This window comes from Streptomyces sp. NPDC058001, from assembly GCF_042886315.1.
In the GTDB taxonomy this organism is placed as follows: Bacteria; Actinomycetota; Actinomycetes; order Streptomycetales; family Streptomycetaceae; genus Streptomyces.
In genome coordinates this window covers 151,851-175,605 of the sequence record NZ_JBHVQT010000011.1, presented here as the reverse complement: position 1 = coordinate 175,605, position 23,755 = coordinate 151,851, and the positions used below count along the sequence as shown (strand labels likewise).

The 23,755-nt window shown below is 70.8% G+C and carries 20 protein-coding genes and 2 tRNA genes; 8 read left to right on the top strand and 14 right to left on the bottom strand.

Annotation, left to right across the window (positions count from 1 at the left end):
- Positions 1 to 35: 35 nt before the first annotated feature.
- From ACFVT5_RS27455 to ACFVT5_RS27435, 5 genes are all read right to left on the bottom strand, one after another.
- A complete protein-coding gene (locus tag ACFVT5_RS27455; RefSeq protein WP_389893413.1) occupies positions 36 to 1,136 on the bottom strand; it encodes a BMP family ABC transporter substrate-binding protein in 1,101 nt (366 codons plus the stop codon).
- Positions 1,137 to 1,427: 291 nt separating this feature from the next.
- A complete protein-coding gene (locus ACFVT5_RS27450; RefSeq protein WP_389893410.1) occupies positions 1,428 to 2,807 on the bottom strand; it encodes an amidohydrolase family protein in 1,380 nt (459 codons plus the stop codon).
- Complete coding sequence (locus tag ACFVT5_RS27445) at positions 2,804 to 3,826, bottom strand: zinc-binding dehydrogenase (RefSeq protein ID WP_389893883.1); 1,023 nt, start codon at positions 3,824 to 3,826, stop codon at positions 2,804 to 2,806. Before ACFVT5_RS27445 ends, ACFVT5_RS27450 begins: the two co-directional genes overlap by 4 nt.
- 311 nt (positions 3,827 to 4,137) lie before the next feature.
- Positions 4,138 to 5,421, bottom strand: a complete 1,284-nt coding sequence (locus ACFVT5_RS27440; protein ID WP_389893407.1) for a PucR family transcriptional regulator — start codon at positions 5,419 to 5,421, stop codon at positions 4,138 to 4,140.
- Between the two features lie 11 nt (positions 5,422 to 5,432).
- Positions 5,433 to 6,854, bottom strand: coding sequence for an aldehyde dehydrogenase family protein (locus ACFVT5_RS27435; RefSeq protein ID WP_389893404.1), 1,422 nt, complete (start codon positions 6,852 to 6,854; stop codon positions 5,433 to 5,435).
- Positions 6,855 to 6,954: 100 nt separating this feature from the next.
- Here ACFVT5_RS27435 and ACFVT5_RS27430 point away from each other — a divergent pair, with 100 nt between their 5' ends.
- From ACFVT5_RS27430 to ACFVT5_RS27415, 4 genes are all read left to right on the top strand, one after another.
- Entirely contained in the window at positions 6,955 to 8,037 is a 1,083-nt protein-coding gene (locus tag ACFVT5_RS27430; RefSeq protein WP_389893401.1) for an NAD(P)-dependent alcohol dehydrogenase, read from the top strand.
- 193 nt (positions 8,038 to 8,230) lie between these two features.
- Entirely contained in the window at positions 8,231 to 10,516 is a 2,286-nt protein-coding gene (locus ACFVT5_RS27425) for a cytochrome P450 (RefSeq protein ID WP_389893398.1), read from the top strand.
- A 148-nt stretch (positions 10,517 to 10,664) separates the two neighbouring features.
- The gene (locus tag ACFVT5_RS27420; protein WP_389893395.1) at positions 10,665 to 11,822 is read left to right on the top strand and encodes an acetamidase/formamidase family protein; all 1,158 of its coding nucleotides are present in this window, start codon (positions 10,665 to 10,667) and stop codon (positions 11,820 to 11,822) included.
- 157 nt (positions 11,823 to 11,979) lie between these two features.
- Positions 11,980 to 13,200: a S8 family serine peptidase gene (locus ACFVT5_RS27415; RefSeq protein WP_389893392.1), complete on the top strand. Its 1,221-nt coding sequence runs from the start codon at positions 11,980 to 11,982 to the stop codon at positions 13,198 to 13,200.
- A 19-nt stretch (positions 13,201 to 13,219) separates the two neighbouring features.
- Here ACFVT5_RS27415 and ACFVT5_RS27410 read toward each other — a convergent pair whose 3' ends face one another.
- From ACFVT5_RS27410 to ACFVT5_RS27395, 4 genes are all read right to left on the bottom strand, one after another.
- Entirely contained in the window at positions 13,220 to 13,360 is a 141-nt protein-coding gene (locus ACFVT5_RS27410; protein WP_389893389.1) for a hypothetical protein, read from the bottom strand.
- 52 nt (positions 13,361 to 13,412) lie between these two features.
- A complete protein-coding gene (locus ACFVT5_RS27405) occupies positions 13,413 to 13,802 on the bottom strand; it encodes a hypothetical protein (protein ID WP_389893386.1) in 390 nt (129 codons plus the stop codon).
- Positions 13,799 to 14,068 carry a hypothetical protein gene (locus ACFVT5_RS27400; RefSeq protein ID WP_389893383.1) on the bottom strand — a complete coding sequence of 90 codons (270 nt, stop codon included), beginning with the start codon at positions 14,066 to 14,068 and terminating at the stop codon, positions 13,799 to 13,801. The genes ACFVT5_RS27405 and ACFVT5_RS27400 overlap by 4 nt, the downstream gene beginning before the upstream one ends.
- A 192-nt stretch (positions 14,069 to 14,260) precedes the next feature.
- Positions 14,261 to 14,333 (bottom strand) — tRNA-Ala (locus tag ACFVT5_RS27395).
- 181 nt (positions 14,334 to 14,514) lie between these two features.
- On the opposite strand from ACFVT5_RS27395, the gene ACFVT5_RS27390 reads away from it, so the two are divergent.
- Together ACFVT5_RS27390 and ACFVT5_RS27385 are read left to right on the top strand one after the other, a co-directional pair.
- Entirely contained in the window at positions 14,515 to 15,063 is a 549-nt protein-coding gene (locus ACFVT5_RS27390) for a helix-turn-helix domain-containing protein (protein WP_389893381.1), read from the top strand.
- Between the two features lie 49 nt (positions 15,064 to 15,112).
- Positions 15,113 to 16,609, top strand: a complete 1,497-nt coding sequence (locus ACFVT5_RS27385) for a serine/threonine protein kinase (RefSeq protein WP_389893378.1) — start codon at positions 15,113 to 15,115, stop codon at positions 16,607 to 16,609.
- A gap of 49 nt (positions 16,610 to 16,658) precedes the next feature.
- Here the strand turns inward: ACFVT5_RS27385 and ACFVT5_RS27380 are convergent, their stop codons facing one another.
- The 3 genes from ACFVT5_RS27380 to ACFVT5_RS27370 form a co-directional block, all read right to left on the bottom strand.
- Complete coding sequence (locus ACFVT5_RS27380; RefSeq protein WP_389893375.1) at positions 16,659 to 18,044, bottom strand: hypothetical protein; 1,386 nt, start codon at positions 18,042 to 18,044, stop codon at positions 16,659 to 16,661.
- Complete coding sequence (locus ACFVT5_RS27375; protein WP_389893372.1) at positions 18,020 to 19,966, bottom strand: VWA domain-containing protein; 1,947 nt, start codon at positions 19,964 to 19,966, stop codon at positions 18,020 to 18,022. Before ACFVT5_RS27375 ends, ACFVT5_RS27380 begins: the two co-directional genes overlap by 25 nt.
- A gap of 418 nt (positions 19,967 to 20,384) precedes the next feature.
- Complete coding sequence (locus tag ACFVT5_RS27370; protein ID WP_003999697.1) at positions 20,385 to 20,513, bottom strand: DLW-39 family protein; 129 nt, start codon at positions 20,511 to 20,513, stop codon at positions 20,385 to 20,387.
- Between the two features lie 326 nt (positions 20,514 to 20,839).
- Here ACFVT5_RS27370 and ACFVT5_RS27365 point away from each other — a divergent pair, with 326 nt between their 5' ends.
- Both ACFVT5_RS27365 and ACFVT5_RS27360 read left to right on the top strand, forming a co-directional pair.
- Complete coding sequence (locus ACFVT5_RS27365) at positions 20,840 to 21,391, top strand: DUF6344 domain-containing protein (RefSeq protein ID WP_389893369.1); 552 nt, start codon at positions 20,840 to 20,842, stop codon at positions 21,389 to 21,391.
- Between the two features lie 560 nt (positions 21,392 to 21,951).
- Entirely contained in the window at positions 21,952 to 22,833 is an 882-nt protein-coding gene (locus tag ACFVT5_RS27360; protein WP_389893366.1) for a nuclease-related domain-containing protein, read from the top strand.
- Between the two features lie 56 nt (positions 22,834 to 22,889).
- On the opposite strand, the gene ACFVT5_RS27355 is transcribed toward ACFVT5_RS27360, so the two are convergent.
- Both ACFVT5_RS27355 and ACFVT5_RS27350 read right to left on the bottom strand, forming a co-directional pair.
- Positions 22,890 to 22,966, bottom strand: a tRNA-Ile gene (locus ACFVT5_RS27355).
- 116 nt (positions 22,967 to 23,082) lie between these two features.
- Positions 23,083 to 23,754, bottom strand: a complete 672-nt coding sequence (locus ACFVT5_RS27350) for a DUF3566 domain-containing protein (RefSeq protein ID WP_389893364.1) — start codon at positions 23,752 to 23,754, stop codon at positions 23,083 to 23,085.
- Position 23,755 lies beyond the last annotated feature (1 nt).

Sequence of the window (23,755 nt, the reverse complement as noted above, 5' to 3'; positions counted from 1 at the left end):
CTGGTCTTCCTCGTAGGGGTCGGCGGTTCGGCGGGTCAGCCGAGGCGCTCGACCTCGGCCTTCGGGTCGATCTCCTTGCTGCCGATCTTCTTGATGAAGGCGGCCAACTGCTGCTCCTCGTCGCCCTTCGCGTCGCAGAGCTTGACGGTCGGGTACGGGTCGACGCCGAGCTGCCACACGCGCTTGGTACCCATCTTCAGGTTGTCCTTGGCGAACTCCTCCAGCGCGGCACGGAAGTAGTCACCCGGACTGAAGATCACAGATATGTCGTACTTCGGACTGGTCGAGGCGCACCGGTCGGTACCCGGGGTCAGGGTCAGCACGCCCTTGTCGTTCGCCAGCCGCGCCGAGGCGTCGGTCGCGCCGCCGAGGTAGGGGTAGATGACCTTGATGCCCTGGCTGATCTGGGCCTGGGTGGCCTCCTTGGCCTTCGCCGAGTCGTTGAAGTCACCGGTGTAGGTGCTCGTCAGCTTGGCCTTCGGGACGACCTCCCGGATGCCGGCGAGGAACGCCTTGGCGGCGGCGACACTGAAGTCGGCCTTGGCGCCGGTGATGAAGCCGGCCTTGGTGTCACCGGACGCCTTCATCTTCAGACCAGCGGCGTATCCGGCGACGAGCATGGACTGGTTGGGGTCGTCCTCGGACAGCAGGACCTTCGGGGTCTGGTCGAGGTTCGCCCCCGTCGGCACGTACCAGGCGGTCTTGGCGCACACCGCCTCCTCGGAGGCGGGGATGGCCGTCTTCAGCTCACTCGCGCCGAGCGCGACCAGGTCGACGCCCTGCCGGCACAGCGCGCGTGCCGCGCCGAGCGCGTCACCGATCGGCACACTGCCGCGCTTGATGACCATCCAGCCCTTTTCCTTGGCGTAGGCGTCCGCCGAGTCGACGAAGCTCTGGTAGTAGCCCTTGTCGTTGATGTCGCCGGGGCTGAGCACGCCGATGACGACCTTGCCGTCACCGTTGACATCGGGCTGCTTCTGGCCCGAACCCTGGCCCGCGTCGCTTTTACCGCTCGCGTCGGGGGTCGACTTGGATGCCGTCGCCTCGTTGCTGGCGCACCCGGAGAGCGCCAGGGCTCCCGCGAGGGCGAGGCCCACAGCGGCCTGAGGACACCGGAGAGTTCTCTTAGCGGTCATGTGCGTGGTCCATTCGCTGGGTGGCACCGCCCCGGCAGGGGAGCGGTAGGGGTGACGTAGGGGGTGACGTAGGAGTGGTCGATCGGTTGACGGGTCGGACGGCCCGGCCACCTCCGTACGGACGGCCCGGACGAGTTCGTACGGAGGGCCCGTAGGCGTTCATACAGACAGCACGGTCGAGTTCATAGGGACAGCTCGGTCGAGTTCGCACAGGGGACAAGCCACGGCGGTACCCGCTTCTTCGCCGGCGAAGGCCCGGCCATGTCGACGACGTTCAACGGTGGTCCTCCTTCACCCGGTGGCCGCCGGCTCCGCGGGCCAGGTCGGGCGGGGCGTGATCCCGGCGCGCCGCAGGAGGGCGGCGGATCGCTCGGCGGCGGCCTTGGCCAGGGCCTCGGAGTCGACGCCGGTCGGCCGCCGGTCACGGACGACGACACGGCCGTCGACCAGCACATCCCGAACGGTGCGCGACACCTGGCCCCATACGAGTTGGCGGGCGAGGTCGCCCCGGGGGATCCAGGCGGGGTCGCGGGTGTCGAGTACGACGAGGTCGGCGGCCTTGCCCACCTCCAGCGAGCCGATCCGGTCGCCGAGACCGATCGCCCGCGCTCCGTCGATCGTCGCGAGGGCGAACGCCTGCTCGGCACGGATCGGGTCGGGCAGGTCGCGGTCGCGTTCCAGGGCGGCGAAGAGGTAGGCGGCCAGGAGGATGTCCGGGGCGTCGCCGGCGTTGTGCGCGTCGCATCCCAGGGCCACCCGGCCGCCCCGCCGCACCAGTTCGGCGTGCCGGGAAGCGCGGGTGTACCCCTGGGCGAGACGCAGGTAAGCCCCCGGACAGGCGGCGACGGCGGTACGGGTTTCCAGGACCGCGTCGACCTCCTCGTCGTCCAGCCACACGGCGTGCCCCAGCAGCAGGCGCGGTCCGAGTACTCCCAGCTCGCGGAAGTGGACCACCGGCCGACGCGCGCAGCGGCGGGCGTATGCCTCGATGTCGGCGGGTCCCGGCGAGATGTGCCAGGTCAGTCCGGTGTCGAGCCGTTCGGCCAGGCTCGCGGCGCCGGTGAGGAGTTCATCGCTCGCGAGGTCGTGGCCCACGAGCGTCACCCACCCGGTGACCGGACCGGTGACCGGCAGGGACTGGACGATGTCCGCCTGTCGGGAGAGCACCTCGTCGGCGGGCGCGCCGAACGGCACGCCCTCGGCGTCCCAGCCCCAACCGCCCACCCGTGCGCGGATACCCGCGGCGCCGAGTCCCGCGACGACGCGTTCCGGATAGGCGACCGTGCCCGGCTCAAGGATCGTGGTGATGCCCCGGGACAGGCATTCGACGGCGGTGAGGGTGGCGGCGAGTTCGTCGTCGTCCCCGTCGGCCCGCTCATGCAGCGGGACGATCCAGTCGGAGATCGACTCCTGCGCACCGATGTCGTCCGGGATCATGCCGCGTACCAGGGGATCGACGGTGGTGTGCTGGTGGGCGTCGATCAGGCCGGGGATCACGACACAGCCCGACGCGTCGATCTCCCGCGCGCCCGGGTAGCGGGCGCGCAGGTCATCGGCCGTGCCGAGCGCGGCGATGCTGTCCCCGGACACGGCGATCGTCGCACCGGTGAGGACGCGTCGCGCGGAGTCCATCGTGACGACGTCGCCGCCCACGATCAGCAGATCGGTCATGGCTCGATCACGACCTTGCCGATGGTGTCGCGGGCACCGAGCACGCCCCAGGCGTCGGCCAGTTCCGTGAGCGGCAGCCGGGCGGCCGTGGGCAGGTACAGGCCGTCGGCGAAGCAGGCCGACATGGCGGCGACGAAGTCGGCCGAGGTGTAGCCACCGCTGCCCAGCAGTTTCAGGCCACGGTGGAAGACCTCTTGAAGCGAGAACGACACCTGGTCGCCACTGGTGTTGCCGGTCATGACCAGCCGCCCACGGATGCCGAGGCAGTCCAGTGAGGTGCGCCAGGTGTCGGTGCCGACGTGGTCCAGGACCAGGTCGGCGCCGGCGCCGTCGGTGAACACCGACACCGCTTTCGCCGCGTCCGGCTCCTCGTTGGGCAGCACCAGGTCCGCTCCGGCCGCGCGGGCCGCTGCCCGCTTCGCCTCGCTCCCGGCGAAGGCGACGACCGACGCTCCGGACCGCTTGGCCAGCGCGATGGCCGCCAGGCTGACGGCGCTCGCCCCCGCGTGCACGACGAGGGTCTCACCGGCGGCGAGCGACCCGACGGTGTGCACCGCGTGCCACGCCGCCGAGAAGGCGGTGGGCAGGGTGACGGCCGCGGCGAGCGGCAGGGACTCGGGGACCTGCACGACCGACTCGGCGGATGCCAGCACGTAATCGGCCAGCGCGCCGGGGGCGTTGCCGCCGAGGACGCGCGGTCTGACGCAGTACGAGCGATCGCCCACCGCGCAGCGCGGGCAACTCCCGCAGCCCTGGGTGGGGTCGGCGATGACCCGGTCACCGGGGACGACCGAGCTGACCGCGGAACCGGTCGCCACCACCGTTCCGGCGAAGTCCATGCCCGGTACATGGGGAAGGCTGAAGCCCGGAATCAGGCCCGGTCCCTTGAGTTGCAGCAGGTCGAGGCGGTTCAGTCCGCAGTACGCGACATCGATCACGACGTCGCGCGGTCCGCACGTCGGTTCCGGGAGATCATGCAGGAACACGGCCGCGGGCCCGCCGAAATCGGTCTGCACCATGGCTCGCACGCGCACCCTCCTCACGCTATCTCGTCTCGCATTGCGAGGCGGTGGAACGTATTGCGAGGTACTCTGCCTTTGCCGAGGGGTGGTGTCAACGCCCCTGCGCTACATCTTGGTTTCGCGGTCGTTTCGCCTGTTCGCGAGGCTGACAGCGCAGGCCGCGGCGGGGTCGGGGCGGGTACGGGGGCTGCGGCGGCGCGCCATGTGAGGGTGCGGGGAAGGGCGGATGTCGGTACCGCGTCCGGCCCACCGACCAGGGGCGAATACCGGTTCGGCATCGGATCCGCAAACGAAGCGGGAACGCCGGTTCAGCGGTGGACCGACACCGGCTCGTCATCGCCGCGAACCTGCGGGCCGTCGCCACGTATCTGCGGGCCGTCGCCACGTACTTGTGGGCCGTCACCGCGCGATGGCTGGTCGTCGTCGCGCAGTCGGTCGTCGTCGGCGGCGAGCAGGTCCAGGGCCGTGAGCGCCAGATGCAGTTCTGCCGAGGCGGCCGGAAGCAAGGGGTCGGTGCCGAGGAGGTTCTTGATCTGACGCACCCGGTATCCCACCGAGTTGCGGTGCAGATGGAGTTGTTCGGAGACGCTCTGCCGACTGCCCCGCTCGGCCAGCCAGGCACGCAGGGTGGCCATCAGCTCAGGACGGCTCAGGATCGGCCCGAGGTGCGCCTCGGCATACGCCTCTAGGCGCGTGCGCGGCAGGGTCAGCAGGACCTGGGCGACTCCGCAGCGGTCGAAGGTGAGCACCGGGACACCCTGGGTCCGAGCCAGGCCGAGCAGCCGTTCCGCCTCCGTGAAGGACCGGGCCAGGCCCTCGGGCGATTCGGGACGGGAGCCGCTCGCCGCGACGACCTGGCCGGCGGACTCGCCGTCCGTCATGAGGCGCAGGCGATTCCGCAACCGGGTGAGCACGGCGTCGTCCGGCACCACCGTCCAGGCCGTACGCCCCTCCTGCCGCACCGGGTACTCCAGCCAGGTGAGGGCCGTGGACCAGGCGCGCAGACGGGAGCCGCTGTAATGCAGTACGGCACCGGCCGAAGGTCGCCGCAGGTCGATGCCCAGTGCCTCGGCCGCCGCGCGCACCGAGGGACTCACCGTCCCGGACCGCAGCGCGGCGACGACGTCGGCCGCCGTGTACCGCGCCGAGACCTCGGCCGAGTCGTCCCCGGTGCGTACGGCGTCGATGAGCAGGGCGGTGACGGCGGCACCGGCCAGCGCCTGCACGCGCGGTTCGGCGGGACCGACGATCAGCAGCACACCGGCCACGGTCGTCCCCGCGCGTACGGGCTGTGCCGTGGCACGCAGCCCGTCGAGCGTGTCGACCACCGGTCCGGTGACGCCGGCGAGTACGCCGTCCGCCACCGCGGCCGACACTCCCGTACCGCCGTCCGTGGTCGCCAGCGGCACACCGTCGGCGGCCAGCAGGCGCACCTGTCGGCCGGTCGCCCGCAGCAGCGCGTGGAGCACGTCCGCGCGAGCGGCGCCGGCGAGTACGGCCTCGGTCAACTCGCGTTCCAGCAGGGCGGGTCGGGGGTCCGGGTCCGGTCCTTCGCGGGCCGGACCGGTCCAGGCTTCGGCGGTGGTCACCATGGTGTCCTGTCTCAGCGGGCCACCAGCCGGATGGCCACGCCCTTCTCCTGGGTGTACTCGCGCAGCGCCGCGTACCCCCCGCCTCGGCTGAAGCCGCTGTCCTTCTGCATGTTGAACGGGAAGCCGATCACCCCCGCGTCGTGGAACTGGTTGACCGTCACCTGACCGGAGCGGACGTCCTTCGCGAGGCGCAGCGCCCGCGAGATGTCGTTGGTCCAGATGCAGGCCAGCAGGCCGAAGCCGGTCGCGTTCATCAGCTCGGTCGCCTCGGCGGTATCGCGGAAGGACTGGACGGCGAGGACCGGGCCGAACACCTCTTCGCGCGCGACGCGCATGCCCCCGTCCACCCGGTCGTACACGGTCGGCCGGACGAACCACCCGTCGCCGACCGGCGTGCCACCGGTGACCAGGCGCGCGCCCTCGCGGGGCGCGCCTTCGAGGAAGCCGCTGACGCGGGCGAACTGGGCGGCGCTGACCAGCGGCCCCATGTCCAGGTCGGCTTCCCAGGGTCCGGTCCTGACGGCGGCCATGGCGGCGGCGACCCGCTCCACGACCTCGTCGTGCACCGAGGACTCCACGAGCAGCCGGGACCCGGCGTAGCAGTTCTGTCCGGCGTTCTCGGTGATGGAGGCGACGATCTCCGGGATGGCCGTGTCGAGTTCGGCGTCGGCGAAGACCACGTTCGGCGACTTGCCGCCGAGTTCCAGTTTCACCGGGACGAGGTTCCGTGCGGCGGCGGCCATGATCGCCCGCCCGGTGGCGGTGGAGCCGACGAAGCTGATGTGGTCGACGCCCGGGTGCGAGGTGAGGGCGACGCCGGTCTCGGGGCCGAGGCCCGCGACGACATTGATCACCCCCGGCGGGAAGCCCGCGCGGCGGGCGAGTTCGACGAGGGCGAACGGGGCCAGCGGCGCGATCTCGGACGGTTTGAGGACGACCGTGTTGCCCGCCGCCAGCGCCGGCGCGAGATTCGCGGCGGTGAGCACGGCGGGAACGTTCCACGGGATGACGACGGCGCACACCCCGTACGGCTCGTGAACCGTGTAGCCCAGATAATCGGGGCTGCGGGTCGGCAGGGTGACGCCGGTGAGCTTGTCGGCCGCGCCGGCGAAGTAGTCGATGATGCCGTGGGCGATGTAGATGTTCGTCCGGCCCCCGGACAGCGGCTTGCCGACGTCCCGCGCCTCCACGGCCGCGAGCGCCTCGACCTCGGCCATGATCAGGTCGGCCCAGCGGCGGATCAGCGCCCCGCGCTCGCTCGGGTTGGTCGCCGCCCAGCCGGGGAAGGCGCGGCGCGCTGCGGCGACCGCGTCCTCGACGTCGGCGCCGCCCGCCCGAGCCACCTGGGTGATCACTTGCTGGGTGGCCGGATCCAGAACATCCAGAGTGGCGCCGTCGCGGGCCGCGACCCACTCGCCGTCGATGAAGTGCACAGATGAAGGGAAGTCAACAGCGACCATAGGGGGAACCTTGACCGACCCCATCGCGCATGTCAAGATGCGATCTCACTTTGTGAGGCATCGAGGAGGCCCTGTGCGTGCCACCGCCGCTCTGCTGGAGCAGCCCGGACAGCCATTCGTCCTGACCGAGGTGGACCTCGACGAGCCCCGCCCGGACGAGGTGCTCGTCCGGGTCGCGGGCGTCGGAATCTGCGGTACCGATCTTGAGTTCGCGACCTTCTTCCCCACGCCCGCGCTGCTCGGGCACGAGGGGTCGGGCGTCGTGGAGAAGGTCGGCGCACATGTCACGTCGGTACGGCCGGGCGACCACGTCGCCATGTCCATCGCCTCGTGCGGGACCTGCGCGCTGTGCCGTACCGGCTCGCCCGCCTACTGCCGCGCCTTCGACGCGGTGAACTTCTCCGGCCGCAGGCCCGACGGCTCCACCGCCGTGACCCACGAGGGCCAGGAGGTCAACGCCCACTTCCTCGGCCAGTCGTCGTTCGCCAGCCATGTGGTCGCGCCGGAACGGGCGGTCGTACGGATCGACCCGTCACTGGACCTGCTGCGGGTCGGGCCCTTCGGCTGCGGCTTCCAGACCGGAGCCGGCGGTGTGCTCAACGTGCTCCAGCCGCGCCCCGGCTCGTCGATCGCGATCTTCGGGGCGGGCGCGGTCGGCGTGGCCGCCGTCATCGCCGCCTCGCTGAGCGGCTGCAAAGTCGTCGCCGCCGTCGACGTCAACCCGGCCAAGCTGGACGCGGCGCGCGGCTACGGAGCCACGCACACCGTCGACTCCTCGGCCGGGGAGACCGCTGAGCAGTTGGCCGCCGTCGTGCCCGAGGGGTTCGACTTCGTGATCGACACGACCGGCCGCGAGGATGTGCTGCGCACCGCGGTGGAGGCGCTCGGGCCGCTCGGTCGCGCCGGTGTCATCGGCATCGGCCCGAGTGAGTCGATGAGCTTCGAGTGGCGCAGCATCCTCAACGGACGCACGGTCACGGGCATCATCGCCGGGGCCAGCGTGCCGCAGCTTTTCCTGCCCCGATTGCTCGAACTCAATGCCGAGGGCCGGTTCCCGGTCGAGAAGATGATCACCTACTTCCCCTTCGAGCAGATCAACGAGGCCGTCGCGGCCGTCCGGTCCGGCGCGGTCGGCAAAGCCGTGCTGACCTTCTGACGGCCTTGACGGCCTTGACAGTCCTGCTTGGTTCCAACAGTCCTGACGGTCCTGGGCGCCTGAGCGTCGCTCCAGGGCATTGTCGTAGGCGCGGCGAAACCTTAGGGTGACCTGCGCCGATGAGGCATCAGGCATCCGGTGGCGCGGCCGGACAACACCGCGCGGAAGTACGAGCACGTGGAGCGTGCCCACCATGTCCGCCGACATCGACTTCGCCTTCGACCATCACGACGCCTTCGAGCGGCCCGCAGACGTCGAGCGCCCCGCCGACTTCGACCACCACTCCGACGAGGCCAACGCCGATCCGGTCGCCTACTACGCGCGTTACCGCGAGGGCTGCCCGGTGGGCCACTCCGAGGCCCATGGCGGCTTCCACTACACGACGCGGTACGCCGATGTGGCCCGTATCGCCCGCGACGACGAGACCTTCTCCTCGGCCCGCAGCGATCACGGCGGTCAGGGCGTCGGCATCGTCATCCCCAAGGGACCCGGCCTCGAACAGTTCCCGATCGAGCTGGACCCGCCACGTTCCACCGGGTACCGGCAGCTCATCAACCCGCTGCTGACCCCCGAGGCGGTCGAGCGGCTGGTCCCCATGATCGAGCGCCATGCCGCCCGTATCGTGGACGACTTCATCGAGCTGGGCTCCTGCGACTTCGTCCGCGACCTCACCAACCCACTGCCGGCCGCGGTGACCCTGGACTGGCTCGGTTTCCCCGAGGAGGACTGGGCGAGGCTGGCCGGGCCGATCCACGACATCTTCGCCGCCCCCGCCGGCAGCGAGCGCGCCGAGCGCGGGGCCGCCGGACTGGCCTACATGGATCAGCGCATCCGGGAGCTGATCGCCGAGCGACGTACCGCGCCACGGGCCGACGCGATCAGCGCGCTGGTGACGGGCCGGCGCGCTGACGGCGGCGACTTCGGCCATGGCGAGTTCAGCGACGACGAACTGGTGTCGGTGATCGGCCTGCTCATCGCCGGTGGCGTGGACACCACCACCTCCCTGACCGGATCGACGCTCGTCCACCTCGCCCGCCACCCCGAGCAGCGGCGGCGGCTTGTCGAGTCGCCCGATCTGCTGGACACCGCGACCGAGGAATTCCTCCGGGCGTTCGCTCCGTCGCAGTCGATGGCGCGTACGGTCACCCGGGACGTCGAGGTCGGTGGCTGCCCGATGCGGCAGGGCGACCGGGTGCTGATCCCGTGGGTCGCCGCGAACCACGACCCCGCCGTGTTCCCCGACCCCGAACAGGTACGACTGGACCGCGACACCACGCGGCACCTCAGCTTCGGGATCGGATCGCACCGGTGCGCGGGCGCGCATCTCGCCCGAGCGATGTTCCGCGCGATGATGACGCAGATCCTGACCCGGCTGCCCGAGTACCGGGTGATCGAGGAGGGGCTCGTCCCCTACGAGACGCGCGGCAACCAGTCGGGCTGGGACGCGATCCCGGCGCTCTTCCCACCCGCTGTCCGGGAGAGCGCGGGGGCTTCGGCGGTCCGGGGGGTCCGCCCGCTGACCACGCCCACCCCGCTGCGGGTGACCGCGGTGCGTGCTGCGGCCGATGGCGTCATCGCCGTCGAACTCGGTCTGCCGGACGGAGGGGAACTCCCCGGGTGGCAGCCCGGCGCCCACATCGAACTGCGGCTGCCATCGGGCCGGCTGCGGCAGTACTCGCTGTGCGGTGACCCCGCCGACACCACGACCTGGCGCATCGGCGTCCTGCGCGAGCCCGATGGCCGGGGCGGCTCCGCCGAACTGCACGCACTCGCCCGCCCCGGAGCCACGTTCACGGTACGCGGGCCACGCAACCACTTCCGGCTCGTACCGGCACCGTCCTACCTGTTCCTCGCGGGCGGCATCGGCGTCACACCGATCCTCGCCGGGGTCCGCGAGGCCGCCGGACGCGGTACGCCCTTCGCCGTCGTGTACGGGGGACGCACCCGCTCGACCATGGCGTTCGCCGACGAACTCGGCGCCGTCGCGGGCGACGCGCTCACCCTGCTCCCGCAGGACGAGGCCGGACTGCCGGACCTTCCCGGGCTGTTGGGCGGCCTCGCGGCGGACACCGCGGTCTACGCGTGCGGGCCCGCGCCCATGCTGGCCGCCGTCGAGCGCGAGTGCTCCCGACTGGGCCTGACCGACCGGCTGCACGTGGAGCGGTTCGCCGCGGGCGACGACCTGGAGACGGCGTTCGCCGCCACGGCGAACCAGGACTTCACGGTCCAGCTCGCGCGTACGGGGGTCTCCCTCACCGTGCCGGCCGACCGCCGCCTCATCGAGGTCCTGCGCGATGCCGTCAGTGGCCTGTCGTACGACTGCGAGAAGGGATATTGCGGGGCCTGCGAGACCCGGGTGCTCGCCGGGACACCGGAGCACCGGGACTCCGTACTCAGCGACGAGGAACGGCTGGCCGGGCGGACGATGATGATCTGCGTCGGCCGCTGCCAGGGCGACCGGATCGTGCTCGACCTGTAGGCCCCGGCAGCGAATCGGCAATTCGGCAACTCATTACGAGATGCCATGTCGACATACAAGACGGTGTTACCGCACGGCACTCCCTGTGAAACACCACGGCAACGAGTCGTTCCTAGCGTCGGGCCATCGCTTCCACGAAGGGTGGCCCATGACAGCGACCGACACGTCTCTCCTCGACGTTGCCGCGACCGGTTTCCCGATCCTCCAGCCCGGCCACGGCGCGATCGCGTCGGCGACCTACGTCCCGGCCACGCCCGAGAACGTCCTGTGGGGCCGCCTTCCGTGCGAGGCGGACCCACCGCGCGCGGTCGTGCGACCGGGCTCCGTCATCACCGTCGACACGATCAGCCACGAGGGAGTCCTGGAGGACCAGGGCCGTGACCCGCGTGAGTTCTTCGCCCGTTACGGCGTCAGCGGTACCCATGTGCTGGACGACGCCCAGCAGATCGCGGACTCCGGCGTACCGCACGACTTCGACGACGACGGACCCCACCTGGTCACCGGTCCGATCGCGGTGACCGGCGCCCGGCCCGGCGACCTGCTCGCCGTGACCGTCCTCGGCCTCACCCCGCGGGTTCCGTACGGGATGGTCTCCGCACGGCACGGCTTCGGTGCGCTCCCCGGTGAGATGCCGTCACTTGAGATGCCGTCGCTGCCCGGCCCGGTGGTCACCTTCGCCACGGCGCACGCGGAGGGTCGGGGCGGGTGGGGCCGGATGGCGGTGGACCGTACGGACCCCTCCCGTGGCGCACTGCGTTTCCCGCTCCGACCGTTCCTCGGCGTCATGGGCGTGGCGGTACCCGGTGCCGAGCGGCCTCACTCGGTACCGCCGGGGCGGCACGGCGGCAACATCGACGTCTCCCTGCTCGGCGAGGGCGCGACACTCTTCCTTCCCGTACAGGTCGATGACGCGCTGGTCTACTTCGGGGATCCCCACTTCGCGCAGGGCGACGGCGAGGTCGCCCTCACCGCGTTCGAGGCGTCGCTGCGCGCCACCGTGAAGGTGGAGGTGGTGCCCGGCGGTGCGGCCCTGCGGCCCGGCCATGGCCGCGTCACCCCGTTCGCCGAGACCGACGAGTACCTCGTACCGATCGGTCTTGACGAGGATCTGGACACGGCGATGCGCGACTGCGTGCGCTGCGCCCTTGACCTGCTCACGACCGACTACGGCATCGACCGTCATCTCGCGATGGCGTACCTGAGCGCCGCAGGCGACTTCGCGGTCTCCCAGGTGGTCGACGGCGTGAAGGGAATCCACGGAAAGATCCGCAAAAGCGACTTCGATGAGGTCACCCGACCTCGGTGACCGACGGACGCGAGGACGACTGCGTAAGGCCCCGTAAGGGTTGTCCGTAGCGCTCGCTCGGGAAGGGCGGCGCGGATGCCGTCCGGGTACGGACGATGATCCGGTTGATCGCGCCCCCGGGCCGTTCGGTCCGGCGATCCGACCGAATGGAGCGTCCGTGCGCCTGTCCCCGCGTCAGACACCGGCGGCCCTGCTGCCGGCCGTCACCCTTGTCGCCGCTCTCGCCGCTCCCGTCGCGCAGGCGGCGGAGCCGCCCGCCACCGCCACCAGCGCCGTGGCCGTGGAGCGCTCCGACCGGGCCGTCCCCGGGCAGTACATCGTCACCCTCAAACCCGGCCGCGCCCCCGGCGAGATCGTGCGGGCGCTCGGCATCACCCCCACGTTCCGCTACACCCACGCCCTGAACGGCTTCGCCGCCGACCTCGACCCGCTCCTGCTGCGCACCGTGCGGACCCACCCCGCCGTCAAGGCCGTCGAGGAGAACGCCACCCTCACCGTCCCCGAGATCGCCGCCGACCGCTCCGGCGACATGCCCGGACAGGCCGGCCGGGCACCCGCCGCCACCTGGGGCCTGGACCGTATCAACCAGCGGAACCTGCCCCTGGACGGCGAGTTCACCACCCGGGGCCACGGCGCCGGCGCGACGGCGTACATCCTCGACAGCGGCATCGACTTCGGCCACGAACAGTTCGGCGGCCGGGCCGCCCCCGGCTTCGACGCCGTCGGCGACGGCCGGAACGGTCTCGACTGCCATGGTCACGGCACCCACGTCGCCGGCACCGTCGCGGGCCGCACCTTCGGTGTCGCACCGCAGGCCCGCCTGGTCGCCGTGCGCGTCGTGGACTGCACGGGCAACGGCGACACGGCCCAGGCGATCGCCGGCCTCGACTGGGTCGCCCGCAACGCCCAACACCCCGCCGTCCTCAACGCGTCCCTCGGCGAGGGACGCTCCCAGGCCCTCAACAACGCCACCACCGCGCTCGCCGCCCAGGGCGTCCTGCCCGTGGTCTCCGCGGGCAACGAGGCCGCCGACGCCTGCACCGTCTCCCCCGCCTCCGCCGACCGGACCGTGACCGTCGCCGCGTCCAACCGGGAAGACCAGCAGAGCACCTTCTCCAACTGGGGCCGCTGCGTGACCCTTTACGCCCCCGGCCAGTCCATCGAGTCCGCGAAACTCGGCGGCGGCAGCACCACCCTCAGCGGCACCTCCATGGCGGCACCCCACGTGACCGGAGCCGCCGCCCTCTACACGGCCCAGCACCCACAGGCGACCCCCGCCGAGACCGCCGCCCACCTCACCCGCACCGCCACCACGGGCGCCCTGACCACCGTCCACAAAGAAACCCCCAACCGGCTCCTGTTCACGGGCGGCCTGTAACCGAGAGGCTGTGCCGACGTCAGTCAGCGCAACTGGCCGTGGAACCGTCCGCAGCGGAGGTGACGGCAACGCGGTAACCGGATCCAGAGCTGAACTCGGTTCCGGGCTTGCGCTCTTCCGCGTCGAGGATCTCCTCGGACAGGAAGTAGACGTCCAACATCGCCGTGCCGTCCCCCTTGCCGAGGGTGAAACACAGACCCGCCTTCCCGGACTCAGCGGTTGAGGTCGAAGACCCGTACCTCCGCGCCCTCGTACGCCTCCGGGGCAACCGTCGCGACCAGCGCATCGCTGTCGGGGTCGAGAAGCAGGCTCCTCGCAGCCTGGATCGCGGCGGCGATCCCCACCGGGACGCCCTCGCGGTGCAGCAGCATCACCCCGTACGTCCCGGCATAGTCGAGATCGACGGTGTGGAGGACTTCCAGCTGCCCGATGTGCTCGATGATCCCCGGCCGCTCCCGCTCGGCCTCGACCAGCGACAGCAGCGGCACCCACAACCGCGCATCCGCTTCCAGACAGGCGCGGTGGATCAGGCCGGACACCTGCTTGTCGCCACCGAGCCCAAGCAACGTGGGCGCATCGAGGACAAAGTGCGTCAGGTTCAACGGTCGCCGGTCTCCGCACGGTGATCGGCGGCGGCACCGCGCATCTTGCGCCCCATTTCGGCACTTTCCTCGTCACTGACGTAGTGCCCGAACTGCTCCGCCATGTACGCGCGCGCCCGCTCCGCACGCTCACGCCGCTCCTCGGGCGTCAGCGTCGACATCGCGAACTCCTCGATCACCGCACGCATCGATGTCCCCCGCGCCTCGGCCAACACCGCAAGCCGGTCCCGGATCGCCGCCGGCACCCGAATCATCACATCAGTCATGGATCGAGTATACGGCGACGTCTACACAGTCGGTTGCTCCTCACGAAACCTTCCACCCGCCCTGCCATAGCCCTTGGAAGCTCTGGACGCTCGAACTTCTCGTCGGCACCACCATGCCGACATGTCAGTACAGAGAATCGGGACAAAAGAACCCCCTGACCGCGTTTCCACAGGTCAGGGGGTGTATATATGTGGAGCCTAGGAGATTCGAACTCCTGACATCTGCCATGCAAAGACAGCGCTCTACCAACTGAGCTAAGGCCCCGAAAGCAATGCGGTCGCCGGAGCACTCGACCCCCGGGCGGCATCGCAGACCAGAGTACCGGGTCACCCCCCTGATCCCGCAAAAGGATTGGGCTCCCCGCGCCCGACCACGCTCCGTAAGATGCTCGCACGCGGTTCGCTGGAGCGAAGCGCGGTACTTGGGGAAGCGATGGGGAGACGCAATGGACGCCGCACAACAGGAATCCACCGCCAGAGCGCGGGAGCTGCAGAGGAACTGGTACGGAGAGCCTTTGGGGGCGCTCTTCCGTAAGCTCATCGAGGATCTCGGGCTCAATCAGGCCCGGCTGGCCGGAGTCCTCGGACTGTCGGCGCCGATGCTGTCCCAGCTGATGAGCGGCCAGCGCGCCAAGATCGGCAACCCGGCGGTCGTCCAACGCGTCCAGCTCCTCCAGGAACTCGCCGCCCAGGTCGCCGACGGCAGTGTCAGCGCGGCCGAGGCCACCGAGCGCATGGACGAGATCAAGAAGTCCCAGGGGGGATCCGTCCTGAGCAACACATCCCAGTCCACGTCCAGCTCCGGCGCACCCACCGTGAAGCGCGTGGTCCGCGAGATCCAGTCCCTGCTGCGCTCGGTCGCGGCGGCGGGCGACATCATTGATGCGGCGGACTCCCTCGCCCCGACCCACCCGGAACTGGCAGAGTTCCTCAAGGTGTACGGCGCCGGGCGCACCGCCGACGCGGTCGCCCACTATCAGGCACACCAGAGCTGAGCCGAGGGCCCAGCAGCCGGAAACACAGCACGGGGAGCGACGCACAGCGATGGGTGAGGTATTCGCCGGCCGGTACGAACTGGCAGACCCGATCGGACGTGGGGGAGTCGGCGCGGTCTGGCGTGCCTGGGATCACCGGCGGCGCCGGTATGTGGCCGCCAAGGTCCTTCAGCAGAGCGACGCGCACACCTTGCTGCGCTTCGTCCGCGAACAGGCACTCCGGATCGATCACCCGCATGTGCTCGCGCCCGCCAGTTGGGCCGCCGACGACGACAAGGTCCTGTTCACCATGGACCTCATCAGCGGCGGCTCGCTGGCGCATCTCATCGGGGACTACGGCCCGCTGCCGCCCCGCTTCGTCTGTACCCTGCTCGACCAGCTTCTGTCCGGGCTCGCCGCGGTGCACGCCGAGGGGGTCGTGCACCGCGACATCAAGCCCGCCAACATCCTCCTGGAGGCCACCGGGACCGGACGCCCGCATCTGCGGCTGTCCGACTTCGGCATCTCCATGCGCAAGGGGGAGCCGCGGCTGACCGAGACCAACTATGTGGTGGGCACGCCCGGTTACTTCGCGCCCGAGCAGATGATGGGCGCGGAGCCGGACTTCACCGCCGACCTGTTCGCCGTGGGCCTGGTCGCGCTGTATCTGCTGCAAGGCGCCAAGCCCGACGCGCAGGCCCTCATCGAACACTTCGCGGCGCACGGCACACCGTCGGCGCCGCAGGGCATCGACGAGCCGCTGTGGCAGGTCATCGCGAATCTGCTCCAGCCCGATCCGCAGATGCGGTTCCGCACGGCCACGGGGGCGCGCAAGGCGCTGACCTCGGCCGTCGAGATGCTGCCCGAGCTGGGTCCCGACGACGAGTTGGTCGAGGTCTTCGACCAGATCGGACCGCTGCCCGCGGGCTTCGGCCCCGAGGGTCCCGAACGCCCCGAGCGCCGGCCCGGCGCCGCCCCCGTACCCGACGGCGTACCCGCGGCGGTTCAGCCGTCGATGTCGGAAACCGGCAGCTTCCATCTCGCGCCCCCGCCGGAGGCCGGACCCCACACGGCCTCCAGCCCCGCCACCCCCGCCACTCCCTCTACTCCTTCCGTTCCTTCCGCGCCCGACCCCACGCAGGCCCCCGCCCACCAGGCCCCGGTGCACTTCGAGCCGACTCAGGCGTCTGCCCCCCAGCCCCACGCAGGTCCCCAGCCTGCTCACCAGCACCCTCAGAGCCCGCCGCCCCACCAGGCACCCCAGCACCAGGGCGCTCAGCCCCATCCGGCCTCTCAATCCCCTCAATCCCACGTTTCCCCCCAGGCTCCGACCTCCGCGGTGCAGCGTGAATACGCCCCTACTCGTCCATACACCGCCCAGGGCCTCCAGGTTCCGCATCCCGGCGCACAGGTTCCGGAATCGGCGGCTCCGGCCGGCGCGGCGTCGGCGGGGCACCGGCAGGTGCCGCAACGCCGACCGGGACCGCCCCCGAAGGTCGCGATCCCGGTCCTCGTAGTCGCCCTGCTCTGTTTCGCGGTCGGTATCTGGGCCCTCACCCAGACCTGAGCCCTGCCCCGCGCCGTACCTTCGGGCTCCGGTTTCGGGCTCCGGCCCGCTACCAGGCTCCCGGCGGCCCGTACCCCGTCGGCGGTGTGCCGCCCTGCGGTACCGCCGCCGCCCGCTTGCGGGCCGTCAGCGTCCACACCGCCAGGACCACCACCAGCACGACACCGGCGCCGATCGCGCCCGCGGCGACCAGCCGCATGGTGTCGCTCCGCGCCGCCTCGTCCTCGGTACGGCCGGACGCGGCGATTTCCTTGTCCCGGTCGCTGACCTCGAACACATCGGCGGGCACCGGCGTCCCCGCGTACTCGGGCCCGCTCTGCGCGGTCCCGGACACCTTCACGCGCAGCGTCGTCCGGATCGGCCCCTGGCCGTACTTCGTGGCCATCTCGGGGCTGAGATGCACCGTCAGGTAGTACCACCCGCCGAACCGCATCCCGCTGACGTCGTCCTTGGTCTCGTACCGGTTCGGATACGCGACCGGGGGCAGCGGGTCCAGGGCGGCCGACTTCTGCTTGCCGTCGTACTGGGTGTCGGCCCGCGTGACGAAACCGCGCACCGGGTTGTACACCGCGATCTCCAGCGCCGACGGCACATAGCCGTCCTCCGCCGAACTACCCAGCTCCGCGCGCGCGGAGAGCTGCTGCCCCCAGTCGACGGGCACCCGGTAGTACAGCGTCTGCCCCGGCTTGACCTGGTCCGACCAGACGCCCTGCTCCAGCCCCACCGCCTCGCTGAAGCTGCTCCCGCCGGTTCGCTGCTGAGCATCGCCGGACAGCGGTTCGGGCGAGGCCGAGTTCCAGGTCTCCGGGGGCGTGGTGGAGCCCGCCTTCGCGAGACCCGGTTCCGACACGTGCTGGATCTCCAGGTCCCAGGGCCCCGGCGTCGAGGTGTCCTGCCGGGTCCGCTCGACGACCACGTAGTACGTGCCGGCCTCCTGGCACATGGTCTTGTCGGGCCCGATCCGCCGTGCCGCCCAGGCGGTGATCGGCCGCGGACTCGTCGCCGCCCCGAAACGCGCCTGCCCGGACGAACAGTCGGTGCCGTTACCGTCCTGCACGGACACCGTCAGACCGTCCCCGTAGGCGACCTTCGTGCCCAGCGGAGGGACCGCCGTCACGGACACATAGGCGTTGGACTTCGCGTCGAGTTCGAGCCGGTAGTAAAGCGTCCCCTCGCGCGCGCTGGTGCTCTTGTAGGTACTCCCGGCATCGAGCTTCGCGGCGTCCGTGTTGCTCGCCGTCCCGGTCACCGGCTTCGCGCCCTCGACAAAGGCGTACGGGTTCGGGGTGCCCGCCGCGGTGGCGACCTCCGGCAGCGCGGCGACGGCACACAGCGCCGCTCCGGCGGCCAGCGCGGCCCGGCCGAACCTCCCGTAGCCCCCGTGCCTCCCGTACGTGCCGTACCGCCTCATCACGCGCCACCCCTCGTCGTCCATCCGGCCGTTCCCGTCCCGGCCGCCGCCCTGGCCGCCCGGCGCCGCGCGAACACCAGCCCGAGGACGGCGATCAGCGCGACCGCGCCACCGGCCACCGAAGCGACCGTGACGGTGGACCATCCTGCCGCGCCGGACTCGGCACCGTCCGCGCGGGCACCTGAATCACCGGTTCCGCCCTTACCGTCGGCGCCTTGGGTGCCGTCCGCACCGGCGCTCTCGCCCGCGCCCTTCGCGCGCGGGGGCGCGTCGTGCTGAGGACCGGCCAGTTCGTCACCGACGACGTCCACCTTGAGCACGACTCCGATCGCCGGGTTCTCGGCGAAGGCCGCCGCCTCGGGGCCCAGCGAGACCGCCACGTAGTAGTCACCCGCCGCGCGCAACGGGAGGACCTGGTGCGCGGGTTCGAAGCGGTTGGTCCAGGAGACCGGGACGGTCCCCATGTCCAGCGCCGCGGGATCACCGTAGTAGCCGCGCCGGTCGCGGAAGCCGGTGCCCGACCAGACGCTCTTGCGGCCCTCCGTGTAGACGGCCGTGTGCACGAACGAGGACTTCGGCGGACCCGACGTCGCGGAGTCGACGGTGGGTTCGTTGCCGAAGTCGAGCCGGTAGCGCAACTGCTGGCCCCAGCCCACCCGCACCTTGTACCAGCGGGTCTGCGCTGGCAGCAGTGCGTCGCGCCAGACGCCCTCGGTCAGTTCACGCGCGTCGTTGAAACCCGTCCCGCCCGTCACGCCCTTCGGATCACCGGCGGGCAGAACGGCGTCCGGTCCGGCCGCGCCGTACTCGGTCGCGGACTCGGCCGGCACCGTCCCGGCCTTCAGCGGCTTCTCGGTGCCCATGCGTAGTTCGATCGGCCAGCGGGCGACGTCGGAACCGGAAGCGGTCGAGCGGTGTACAGAGAGAAGGAACCGTCCGGCCTTGTCGCAGAACCGGTTGCCCTGGGAGGAGGGGATTCGACTGACCGCGCTCGTGAGGACCATCGCGCCCTCGGTCTGGGAGAAGTGCGCCCGGTCACTGTCACAGGTGGCCCCGACCCGACCCGTGGAGGTGAGCTTCAGCTCGATCCCGTCGCCGTACGCGACCGGCACCCCCGGCTGCGGTACGGCGGTGACACCGAGGTCCGCCGCGGACGCGCCGTCGAGTGAGGCGGCGTACCAGCGGGTCTCGCCCGGCCCGATGGTGTCGAGGTACTGCCCCGGCGTGAGCCCGGCGGCGTCCTCCGCGCGCGAGCCGCCCGTGATCGGGCTGCCCCGGAAGCGGTAGCCGTCCGCCGACAGCTGCGAGGCGCGCACCAGTTGGCGGGCCAGCGCTTCGGCGTCCGGTGCGTCGTAGTACGAGCCGTGGCCCGCCTCGGCGACACATTCGAGCTGCTTGCGTGCCGCGCCCTTCACCTGGAAGCCGATGGCGTCGATCCGCAGGTCGACGCCATCCTCACCGAGCTGCTTGGCGACCTCGCAGGGCTCCGGGGCACCGCAGTTGTCCTCGCCGTCGGAGATCAACAGGATCGTGCGCCGCCCGATCGCCCCGGCCCGCGGTTCGGGCAGATCCTGCGCCGCCTTGCGCAGCGACAGCCCGATCGGGGTGTCCCCCTTGGGCTGTACGGCACCCACGGCCCGCTTCATCGCCGCCCGGTCGAGCGCCTCCACGGGGCGCACGAGCCGGGTGTCGGTGCAGCCGCGCGGCTGGTCGGCGCCGTAGACCCGCAGCCCGGTCGGGTATCCGTCCGGGAGGCTGTCGACGACCGTGCCCACGGCGTCCCGCGCGGATTCCATCCGGGTCCGCCCGGTGCCGTCGTCGTCGGCCATGGACCCCGAGGAGTCGAGAACCATGACGAGACCGCTGTTGCCACCGGAGTCGGCCGGCGCGGCGGACGCCGGGGTCGGCGCGGCGACCAGGCCGCAGAGCACCGCCCCGGCGAGCATCGCGCCGCCCCCGGCCCGGCGGACCGACCACCCACGGCCACCGCCGTGGCGCCCACCCGCACCCCGATTCCACCCGATGTCGTCACCGCCGACCGAAACACCCCCAGCACCACCGGCGTTCCCCTGAACCCGTCCCCATGCCCACGCCCGTGCTCGTGACCTCACGCGTGCCCCCTAGTCCCCGTATCCGCAACCCCGTGACTTTGCTCCTGCAACCTAGTCATTTGCTCAGGTGAACTCAAGGGGCGCTTCGTCACGGTCCAGCAACAACACGCACGGGCCCCACAGACCACACCGGCACCAAAGGTCACACCAACCCTACGGAGTCGCAGGGCACCCCCGTGCCGGATGCCATCAGGCAGCACAAAGCCCCGATCGCTCGGGCGATCGGGGCTTGCGAAGAGAGTGTTGTCGATTCTCACGAACCCGTGGGCACGGAGTCGGTCGCCTCCGTCCACAGATCCTGCTCGGCGCGATCCGCCTGGATCTGGCGGTACACGAGGAGCCCGCCGATGGCGGCCAGTGCGACCAGGAGAAGCTTCTTCACCGCGCGACCTCGTCTTTCCTTGACGTAGGGGACCTCTGGCGCCCGACTATACACACCGGCCGATATCGATCGGTGACCTGCCAGGGAGCCCAACTCCCGCTCCGAGCACCGCAGTAGCAACGATCTCTGGCGGGCGAGGGCACTCCGACTACTCCCCTCAGACTGTGACTTTCGCCGCTCCAGCCCATTATTCGGGGCACTTGCGCCCATCCGAGTGGTGTTCATCTGAAGATCGCCGCGCCACGAGCGAGCGTCCCCCACTCAAGAACCCACATACACATCATGAGGAAAGTACGCAAATCGAACCAAGCCGAAAGTGAGGGAACATGGCCAGGAACAAGCTCCTGACGCTGTGGACCGCCCTGATCACAGCCGTCCTCGCGGTGCTCGCCACCCTGGGACTCTCCACGACGGCCGCCGCGGCCACCCCCGTACAGCAGACCGAGAAGGCGCGCAACAGCGCGGAGACCACCGAGCCGTGCCTGGCGGCGGCGCCGCTGCCGGCCCGGCACGACACGTCCCTGCCACCGACGATGAAGCAGCGGATCCGTGCCGAGGCGCACGGTTCCTCGCCGAGCTGCCGCCACCGCCCCTCGGCACCCGGTACGGCGACGGAGCAGGCCGGCGCACTGGAAGCCGCCCTCACGACCGAATCCCCGGACCCCACGGCGCACCGGCCCCACATCCCCGCCCAGCACACCCCGTCACACCACCCCCACAGCCACAACGGCCCCAAGCACCACAGCCCCGCACACCACGGCTCCCCGCACCAGAACCCCACGCACCACGGCCCGAAGGACCACGGCCCCAAGCACCACGGCTCCAAGGACCACGGCCCCGCGCACCACACGCATGCACGCCACGCCTACGCGAACTGACCGCACCGGCGCATCCGGCACCACAGCCGACCGGACCGGCCACCGCAGAGCAGGAACAGCCGGCCCCGACCCACTCGGCGAAACAAGCCCCTTAAGCAGAACCAGCCACAGCAGCCCCACCAGAAACACCCGATACGCCAGGCAGCAACCACGACGTACCGGACGACGCCGTAACGCACCACGCACCTCAATGACGTAACGCACAGCCCCCACACCGCAGAGCCGAATCAACGCGACAACGCAGCCCGGCAGCAGCGCACACCGCCCCCGGCGGGAGAGGCCACTGCCCACCGCAGCGTCGCGTGCCCCACCGTCACCCGACCTGCCCCGACGTGGCCGGACACCCCGGACCCGGACCCGGTAGTCCCTCCTGAGCGCCCGCGCGCCGACGCGCGCCCACACTCCCGCGCCCCCCAGGACGAGCGACACCGGCACCCCGACACCGGCCCGACCGCCGCCGCCGAGGCATCGGTCCGTACGCGGTTGATGGCTTGATGCCTTCTTGTAGGCACGTGCTGGAGCTGGTCCCATCGCGATGGTGTTTCGTCGCGGGGGTGGGAATGGATCATTTAGAGGTCAAGGCATGGAAGCGGTACGGGCATGACCGGCTCTACGTGAGTGTCGCGGGCGGCCCCAACGTCGCCTGGTTCGACCGCGCCTCCGGTCGGCTCGAAATACTTGAGGCGTCGTACCGGGACCAAGTCCTGGACGTACTGGCGCCCCATCTCGCGGCCCCCGTCACCGGCCCCGCTCCCCACCCTGTTTCCCACCCGGTTCCCCCTCCCTCCACCGCGCCGCGATCCCCGGTGGAAGCGCCCCTCCTGCCCGCCTCCAGCAACGATCTCGCCGCGAACCGACCGGGTGACTCGCTCCTGGGCCAATTGGAAGGAGCACCGACCTGGTGGGCCAGACAACTGATGCGTCTGCTTCGCCAGGAGGACGACACCGACTCCTGGCGGAAGGGTCTGGTAGGCGAACGGATCGTGGGCGCCAAGCTCGATCGGCTCAAAAGCCGGGGCTGGTTCCCCCTTCACTCCATAACCCTGCCGAGCGGCGCGGACATCGACCACCTGCTGATCGGCCCCGGCGGCGTCTTCTGCCTGAACACCAAGTACTTCCGCAACGCCCGCGTATGGGTGGGAGACGCCGCAGTGAAGGTGAACGGCGGCCAAGGGCGCCCGTACGTACGCAACAGCCGTCATGAAGGCAGCAGGGCGTCGAAGGTGTTGACCAAGGCGTGCGGCTTCACCGTGAACGTGACTCCGGTGCTGGTGTTCGTCTCCGCGACCACTGTGAACGTCGCCGCATCGCTCCACGACGTAAGGGTGATCAGGGATCGGGACGTCCCGTCCTTCCGGCGCCGGACAGGCGTCCTGGAGCGGACCGAGATCGAGTCCATCCACACCGTCGCCCGAAACCCTCGGACGTGGCTCGGCTCATGACCGGCCCGGGTGAACGTAAAAGACCCCCAACCGCAATCGGTTGAGGGTCTTTTCGCTGGTGGGGCTAACAGGATTTGAACCTGTGGCCTCATCCTTATCAGGGATGCGCTCTAACCAACTGAGCTATAGCCCCGCCGCGCTCCGCGCTGACCTCTGAAGATTAGCGCACGACGCGGTCAGTCCCAAAATCGGTATCCGGGGTCCGCTCGGGCCGAAAACCGACCGCCACTCGTCCCGGTACCTGTCCTCCTACTCGTCCTCCGCCAGCGTCAGCTCCACGCCGCCCACGAACCCGGCGGACAGGTTGTAGATGAAGGCGCCGAGCGTCGCGAGTGCCGTGGCGAGGACCACGTCGATGACGGCGATGATTCCCGTGAACGTCAGCACGCGCGGCAGCGACAGGAACGACTGGAGGTCGAAGCCGTTGGACTCGTTCGAGCCGGTGGCCTCGGAGATCGTGCCGCCGACCGTCGAGAACACGCCCATCGCGTCCATGACCATCCACAGCACCGCGGCGGCGATCACCGTGCAGATGCCGAGCGCGATGGAGAGCAGGAAGCTCACCTTCATCACGGACCACGGGTCGGCCTTGGCGACCCGCAGCCGTGCCTTGCGGGTGCGGGGCGTGGTCCGCGCCCCGGTCCGTGGCCGGCGCGTCGCACCCGACGGAGGCGTCTGGTACGCCTGCGGCGGGTGGTACGGCTGCCCGGCGTGCTGCTGGGGCTGACGCTCCCCCGGCAGCGTGCTGCCCGCCGCCGGGCCGCCCGCGTACCCCTCGTACGGGGCCTGGGGCCCTCGGGTGTCCGTCACAGTTCCCCCCTGGGATCCATGAGAGTCATGGGAGGCGGCAGAGTCAGTGGCGGGGCCACGGCCGCCGTCCGCTCCGGTTCCATTCGCTCCGGCGTCCGTGGCTCCGCTCACG